Source organism: Oceanispirochaeta sp. M1, from assembly GCF_003346715.1.
Classification (GTDB): Bacteria; Spirochaetota; Spirochaetia; order DSM-2461; family DSM-2461; genus Oceanispirochaeta.
Genome location: NZ_QQPQ01000087.1, coordinates 1 through 6,997, shown reverse-complemented (window position 1 = coordinate 6,997; position 6,997 = coordinate 1). Strand labels below are relative to the sequence as shown.

9 protein-coding genes are annotated in these 6,997 nt (G+C 44.2%); 5 read left to right on the top strand and 4 right to left on the bottom strand.

Annotated elements, in window-relative coordinates:
- Nucleotides 1–142: 142 nt before the first annotated feature.
- The 4 genes from DV872_RS25550 to DV872_RS25535 all read left to right on the top strand — a co-directional run bounded on the left by DV872_RS25550 (nt 143) and on the right by DV872_RS25535 (nt 2,833).
- On the top strand, nt 143–775 hold the full coding sequence (locus DV872_RS25550; RefSeq protein ID WP_114632809.1) for a leucine-rich repeat domain-containing protein: 633 nt from the start codon (nt 143–145) through the stop codon (nt 773–775).
- A gap of 461 nt (nt 776–1,236) precedes the next feature.
- Complete coding sequence (locus DV872_RS25545) at nt 1,237–1,971, top strand: leucine-rich repeat domain-containing protein (RefSeq protein ID WP_114632808.1); 735 nt, start codon at nt 1,237–1,239, stop codon at nt 1,969–1,971.
- A gap of 192 nt (nt 1,972–2,163) precedes the next feature.
- Nucleotides 2,164–2,688: a response regulator transcription factor gene (locus tag DV872_RS25540; RefSeq protein WP_114632807.1), complete on the top strand. Its 525-nt coding sequence runs from the start codon at nt 2,164–2,166 to the stop codon at nt 2,686–2,688.
- Nucleotides 2,678–2,833: a LuxR C-terminal-related transcriptional regulator gene (locus tag DV872_RS25535; protein ID WP_114632806.1), complete on the top strand. Its 156-nt coding sequence runs from the start codon at nt 2,678–2,680 to the stop codon at nt 2,831–2,833. The genes DV872_RS25540 and DV872_RS25535 overlap by 11 nt, the downstream gene beginning before the upstream one ends.
- Nucleotides 2,834–2,861: 28 nt before the next feature.
- Here the strand turns inward: DV872_RS25535 and DV872_RS25530 are convergent, their stop codons facing one another.
- From DV872_RS25530 to DV872_RS25515, 4 genes are read right to left on the bottom strand one after another with little or no spacing between them, the layout of a single operon-like run.
- Entirely contained in the window at nt 2,862–3,182 is a 321-nt protein-coding gene (locus tag DV872_RS25530; RefSeq protein WP_114632805.1) for a hypothetical protein, read from the bottom strand.
- A gap of 8 nt (nt 3,183–3,190) precedes the next feature.
- Nucleotides 3,191–3,952 (bottom strand): UPF0280 family protein, encoded by a 762-nt coding sequence (locus DV872_RS25525; RefSeq protein ID WP_114632804.1) that lies wholly within the window; start codon nt 3,950–3,952, stop codon nt 3,191–3,193.
- A gap of 49 nt (nt 3,953–4,001) precedes the next feature.
- A complete protein-coding gene (locus tag DV872_RS25520) occupies nt 4,002–4,430 on the bottom strand; it encodes a 4Fe-4S binding protein (RefSeq protein ID WP_114632803.1) in 429 nt (142 codons plus the stop codon).
- Nucleotides 4,427–5,611 carry a homocysteine biosynthesis protein gene (locus DV872_RS25515; RefSeq protein WP_114632802.1) on the bottom strand — a complete coding sequence of 395 codons (1,185 nt, stop codon included), beginning with the start codon at nt 5,609–5,611 and terminating at the stop codon, nt 4,427–4,429. The genes DV872_RS25520 and DV872_RS25515 overlap by 4 nt, the downstream gene beginning before the upstream one ends.
- Nucleotides 5,612–5,964: 353 nt before the next feature.
- On the opposite strand from DV872_RS25515, the gene DV872_RS25510 reads away from it, so the two are divergent.
- Nucleotides 5,965–6,648: a HesA/MoeB/ThiF family protein gene (locus DV872_RS25510; protein WP_114632801.1), complete on the top strand. Its 684-nt coding sequence runs from the start codon at nt 5,965–5,967 to the stop codon at nt 6,646–6,648.
- Nucleotides 6,649–6,997: the final 349 nt, after the last annotated feature.

Below are 6,997 nucleotides of genomic sequence, written 5' to 3'. Positions count from 1 at the left end.
CTATTGGCGTAGAGAGCATCTTCTTTTTTTTTCTGTCAACGACAGGAACTTCATAAAGTCTTCAAATAATACTTCATCCTGTCAAGTTTGTGAATAATCCGGAAACGTCAGCTGGCGGGGAACACCAAGCACAGTAATAAATATGGAGGGCAATTATATATTTAGTAATTGTACATCACTTACGAGCATAAACCTGCCAGCTTCAGTGATACTTCTAGGTAGTTATGTATTCTATGGATGCACAAACCTGACAGCCATTTCCATGCCTGGAGTGGTAACAATTGGGTCCGAGTCTTTTCGGAATACAGGCTTCATCACTTTAGACCTGCCGGAGGGCCTGATAAGTTTGGGTGCTTCTGTTTTCAGAGACTGTGCGAATCTACAGAGTATTTCATTCCCCGATTCGTTTAATAGTATTGGTGATTGGGCCCTTTCAAATTGCAGCAGTTTAATCACACTGACACTGCCCGCAGCAATCACAGTAATACCGCCGCAATTACTTAGAGATTGTACAAGTTTGAATACAGTAAATCTCCTGGGTGCAATCTCTGATATTGGACTCGCTGCGTTTTTTCACTGCACATCCCTCAGTGATTTTTCTATTCATGGAGATCAGCCAGTGGATATGAATCCCGATTCTTCTTCTTTTATTGATCCTTTCGACGCAGCCCATAATCCTGCAAATATCAATCTACATGTACCTTCAGACTACGTGGATAACTATACAAAGAAGCCATGGAGCATAGACGAACTATTCACTATTAGTGGTTTCTAACACTATTCTATCCCGGGACATCCGTCCCAGGGATATTATTTAAAAAAAATGGCAATTGTTAATCCCGGAGGATAGGCGGATAAAGTTGAAAAAGGGTTTACAATCTTCAACAGACCCACTTCAATAGATAAAAGATTCAGGCATTCCTATGGTTGTTAAAAAACAGGAAGATAAGTCATGGAAAATCTTCCGATACTCCCAGAATTCCAATATCCCTCCAGTAAAAGAGGAGCCTTAATCCTATGGGAACATCGTAGAATCCGACATATCAATCAAACTGAATCCAGCGGAATTCTGTTCATGCCACTAAGGATATAGAGATTGTTCCCGAACTGGGCATCGGAATCATAAATCACATAGCCTATGGTGATGTTTATCGAACCGGAAACATCAGTGTTGATTATTTTCTGGATACAGTAGGTCGGATCAGCATAAAAACCTCCTACAATCTCAATGACAATATGACCGCTTACTTCCGGCCTTCCTGGATTTACTTCTTTGAGGATGAAAATACCGGTCCAGGTGGTTTTGTTAAAGGCATCAAATATAAAGCTATTGGGGCAACGACGACAATGGGAACTGTAGATTGCGATAAAACACTCAGTGGAGAAGTGACCCCTATTTCCCAGCTGTTGGGGTATGATCTGGCAGAAATAGGGCCCATGTCTTTCGTGGATTGCACAAGCATAACCAAGATAAACATTCCTGAAGGAGTCACACGAATAAGAGAATATGCCTTCTACAATTGCCCTGAATTAACCAACATTATTATTCCAAACACATTATTAGCAGTGACTGAACTAAAGACATCGGATTTCCAAAATTGTACTAACCTGTCATTTATTTCAATGCCGGGTATAGAGATAATTGGGTGCTATGCATTTGAGAATGCAGGCCTTACTACTTTAGATCTTCCCGAGGGCCTGGTATCTCTGGGAAAGAGAGCATTGTTTGGAAATTCAAGCTTAACGAGTCTTACGCTTCCTGAAAGACTTATAAGTATTGGTGATGTTGCATATAAAAATTGCAGCAGCCTTCTTTCAGTAAGAATCCCTGCGACAGTAATAAAAATACCTGACTATGTACTATCGGGTAGCACAAGTTTAAAGACTGTATTTATTATGAGTGATACTGTGAGTATTGGAAAGGAAGTATTTACAAGCTGTCCAGGTACCTGCAGAGGACCTAGATTATAATAATGCTGAGATTCCCTTGCAATGGGGATTGTTGACTTATAACACTAATACATCCCGGGATTGTATGCCCACCGGCATATATTGGTACTATAAGTATAATAATTAATAGAAATCTGCTATTATCTAAAATTGTATACAGAGGGAACGGCGTTTACAATATGTTCCTGATTCCACAATGGTGAAATACTATTAATGCAATTGATACAATCTCTTGAAAAGACACAAATAATTATATGGATAAAGAGAATCGAAAAATTTAAAGTATACATTGTAGATGATGATGAAATGCAATGCGACTATATTCATACCCTCGTTGAGGAGTGGCAGTTCAAAGCAGAATCTTTTACTACAGTCAATAATTTTATGTCCAGGGTCTCTCCCGGGGATTACGCTTGTATCATATTAGATATGAAAATGCCCGAAATGGATGGTCTGAGTCTTTATAAACAGCTTAAACAAAATGATATTTTGTTACCGGTGATATTTCTGACAGGTTTTGCAGATGTCTCAAAATGCCGGGAAGCCTTTCTGGAAGGTGCCCTGGATCTTTTTGAGAAGCCGATACTACGCATTCAGCTTCAGGAAGTAGTTCAAAATGCAAAATTGATAGTTGATGAGGGGATGCAGCATTTTTCAGAAAAAAGCAGGGTTCATCACAATCTGAAAAGACTGACAGAGAGAGCGGCAGATTCTGGATTATTTGATAATGGGATCTAAAAACAATGATATTGCCGCGAAACTGAACTTAGCACTGGTTACGGTTAAGTTTCACAGAAAAAATCTCATGAAAAAGCTGGAATTGAACAATGCTAGAGACCTTATCCTCATCAGTGAGAAGTATCTCTCTGATGAAATCATATAAATCACTGAACACGTACCTTAATGTTCTTTCAAAAAAGTAAAACAGTCTCCGGCAGCAGCGGTCTTATTCCCAGCTGCCTTAACTTCCTGTCAAACCCCTCTGCATTGCAGAGAGTATGGATGTAACGCTGCCTGTCTTTGACAAAGGAAATAATCCCCCCGTCCCTCAGCTCGCAGATCAGAACATTATCGGGAGCATTGGGGGTCCGGTACTCTCTCACAGTCAGTTCACAACCCAGCAATTCAGCCATAGTCAGAGCACTGAGACCACCGGCAAGAATATACCTTCCCGGACAGTGAGGGAGAGACTTCCAATCCCCTCTTTGCAGCATTTCATCAAATGAAAGCATAAAAATCCCTATGACTGCTGAAAGTTTGACATATCATCCCGGGAGACCTTCCCGTCTATGTCGGTTTCCAGAGTTTTGATCAGCTCAGGGATCTCTCCCACAGCTCCGAAGCGATCATCCCTGATGATGATAGCACCCAGTATTCCATCGATGGCCAGCAGCCTGTTCAGGACCGGCTCGATATCATCTTCCGTCTTTACAGAATTACAGCCAAGTGTTGCCGCGGCATCCGCCAATGATCCATCTTTTGAAAACACAGTGACAAGATCACAGTCGCCGTAACTGAGGGAATGGCCCATTCGGCCTGAAGAAGTACAGACAGCCAGGGGCATCATATCACCGGGGATCTTCAATGCCAGGTTTTCAAATTGTGAATTTTTTCCGGTATAGAGCCCAAGAATCACCTCGTCCCGGCAGTCCAGATAGAGATCGCCCCCATTCTCTACAATAGATTCTGAAGATCCCAAAGCCTTTGATGTTTCTGCAGCCAACTGTGCCATGGTTCCGGCCACTGCAGCCATGGGTCCCAGCCCTGTCAGCCGGGAGGCATACTGCATCCTCCGGACGGCATCGGGCAGAAGATCATCCGGCATATGAATATCCAGGGGGATAAGGGATGATTGAAATCCGGGATGCTCGCCGATAAAGGCTTCCAGATTCAGACGCTCGGCAATAATCCTGCTGCACACATCATCCCAGGCCTCAGTAAGGATATGAAAATGAGCATCCTTGAAATGGAATTCCCCGGGAGTTTTGCGCTTCAGACTCATGGTGTCAGCATGGTGTCAGCATGGTGTCAGCATGGTATCAGCATGGTCCTCAGAACAGGGACTTCATGGCCCCGAAGGGACAGACCTTGATGCAGCTCAGACATTCAATGCACTCCTCTGTGTTAAAAACGACTTCCATGGTATTCCTGTCCGGAATGGCCAGGGCATTGGTGGGGCAATGAGGAACACAGCTGCCGCACTGGGCACAGCGCTCTTTATCCCAGGTCACACCTTTCCGGGTTGTATCAATCTTAATATCCAGGGATTTGATAAAGGCGGTTCCCTTCTCAATATTCTCTTCCGTACCCGTAACATCCAGGACCAGATATCCCTCTTCTTCGGGAGTCACTCTGGCACGGAATATATTGATGATAAGGTCATAGTCTTTCACCAGATGATAGACGATGGGCTTTTCAGTTTCACATTCGGGAAAATAGAGCATCAGTTTTCTGGTGATTTTTTCTGTTGTTCCGCTCATGACCGAGCCTCCTTCATAGGCTTCATGCCCTGCTCTACAGGCAGAGGGGCTATGGGCTGAGTCACAAGGAATTTCCCTGACCTGATCTCTTCCTGCAGAATAGCGGCAATTTTTCGGGCCTTCCCATAGGAAGACAATCCCCCGGCTTCCACTTTCTGACCATTCAAATTGATGGTTCCGGACTTAAGCTCTTCATAGCTCACATTCCCGAGAACCTTTCCGTTCCGCTCGGGATAGTCGGTGGAATAATCGATCACCTGTGCCATGATATCCCGGTCCCGGATCGTCGTCTGAAGCAGCATTTTTTCATCTAATATGGGAATGGGGATTCCCACACCCACAGAAAGAGAAACACCGTAGCCCTTCAGGCTGACTCCCCTGATAAACTCGGGGTCCATCTTCTTCATATCTCCGGTCAGAGCCAGAGTTCCCGCACCTTCTGAGGGGACTCCCAGTAGACCTCTCTCACAAGTTGGAGAGTGCTGGGTTCCTTCGGAATACACATGCCCCTGAGCTCCGGCAAGCCAGATCCTGGTTCCCACCCCGATAGTCCTGTAAAAAGGGTCATTCAGAAGAGGAGAGAGTTGACCGGCTGAGGAGTAGCCGCAATTTTTCATATTAGGTTTTAATTGACCAAGATAGGTATAGATGGTTTTATCCGAGGCATTGATTGCCACGTTATAATTCTGATAGCAGTTTCTTGGATTCACCATCATGGCCTGGTTTAAATCATCAATTGTAAATGTTGTGCGCAGTTCCTTCCGGGGATATTCATCGGTTCCGTAGGAGAGGGCAAAAAGTTGAACCTCTTCTCCGGCCACAAGCTTCTCCATTACATGACCGCCGCCGAAACGGAAATCACCGGGATAGTCTGTGTTGGCAGGATCATTTGCCCTAAGCTGAGTAGCTCCCAGAAAAAGATCCACCGCTGCAATTCCGGCATAGGCACTGACATCATCCAGCCAGGATTCAGTGATCCGCATCTTGGGTTTGGAATGTCCGAAGTTCAGAAAACAGCCGGAGGAACACATGGGACCGAATGTGGCAGTTGTGACAACATCCACCTCTTTGGCAGCCTGCTCCAGCCCTTTCTTATCTACATAATCAATAATCTCCTCGGCGGTTAATACAACGGCCTTCCCGGAGCTGATCTTTTCATTAATCTGTTCAATGGTTTTCATGAATACAGATTACCCAAGATGACTGAGAAAATCCAGAGGAAAATGATTATTAAGGAAGCTGTGTGGCAACAAGTTCCAGGTGAGGAAAACCCGCAGCTGTTGATGGTAGAACCGTCATATCCGAAATGGAAGCCAAAGGTATAGTATATGGATTTTATTCAGCCTCTGCTTATCAGGGGCTGAATTGATATTCCCGATTCATATTGCAGTTTAGCCGTGACTTTATTGCTTGTACTGCAAAAAAGGCATACGATTATATGTATTAAAGAATAAAGAATCTTCAGGATAAAAGCCCTTTGACCCGGACCCATCGGCCCTGAGCAATTAAAACACCAAGGAAATAGGAGTTGATAATGTTCGAAGACAGACTGATCAGAAATGGAGCGACAATTTCTCCCGAAGAAAGACCTCTGTTAAAAAGCAAAAAAGTCTTCATCGCCGGCTGCGGCGGACTGGGCGGGTATATCCTGGAAATGCTCCTCCGTGTGGGAGTCGGTCAGATAACCGTAGCCGACCCGGATGTCTTTGATGAATCCAACCTGAACCGGCAGCTTCTGAGCCGGGAAGATCTCCTGGGAGTCTCCAAGTCTCAGTCGGCCGCCGAGAGAGCCGCCCTGGTCAACAGCGAAGTGAAGTTGATTGCCCATCAGGAACGAGTCACAGCCGAGAATGCGACAACCCTCTGCAGAGATGCGGATATCATTATGGATGCCCTGGACTCTCCGGGGGCTAGAATTATCCTTGAAGACGCAGCTGAAAAGCTGGGGATACCCATGATCCACGGTGCCATAGCCGGCTGGTATGGCCAGGTAAGTGCAGTCTTCCCGGGTGATAATACGATGAAAACGCTCTATGGTTCCAATACGGAAGCCGGGATGGAAGTGGAACTGGGTAATCCCTCCTTTACCCCCGCCATTATTGCGGGGATACAGGTGAGTGAAGCGGTCAAGGTTCTATTGAATAAGGATGGAGTTCTAAGACATAAGCTTTTGTATATAGACCTCTTGAATCAGAGCTATACCACTCTGGAGATCTAAAACAGAAAACTAACTAAACTTCATAATTAACTGTGATAATATTGAGAATTTTAATCGCTTACAAGACAGTTCAGTTCTAATAAACTTTCAAGTATTTATATAGGATTTAAATTGGCAGATACAATTTCATCATTTAATGAGATGACATAACTGTAGTAATTAAACTGGAAAAAGGTGAGATTAGATTTTACTCTGATGTCAAAATCTTAATTTTCCTTAAAAGGGGCTGTTGCAAAAGTCTAATAGACTAAAGCAGCAGCCCTTTTTAATTATGTATATATTGAATAGAACCTGACCTACTACAAAAAGGGACCGCAAAGCGGTCCCAACGTGCTACTATTTGTTTAAC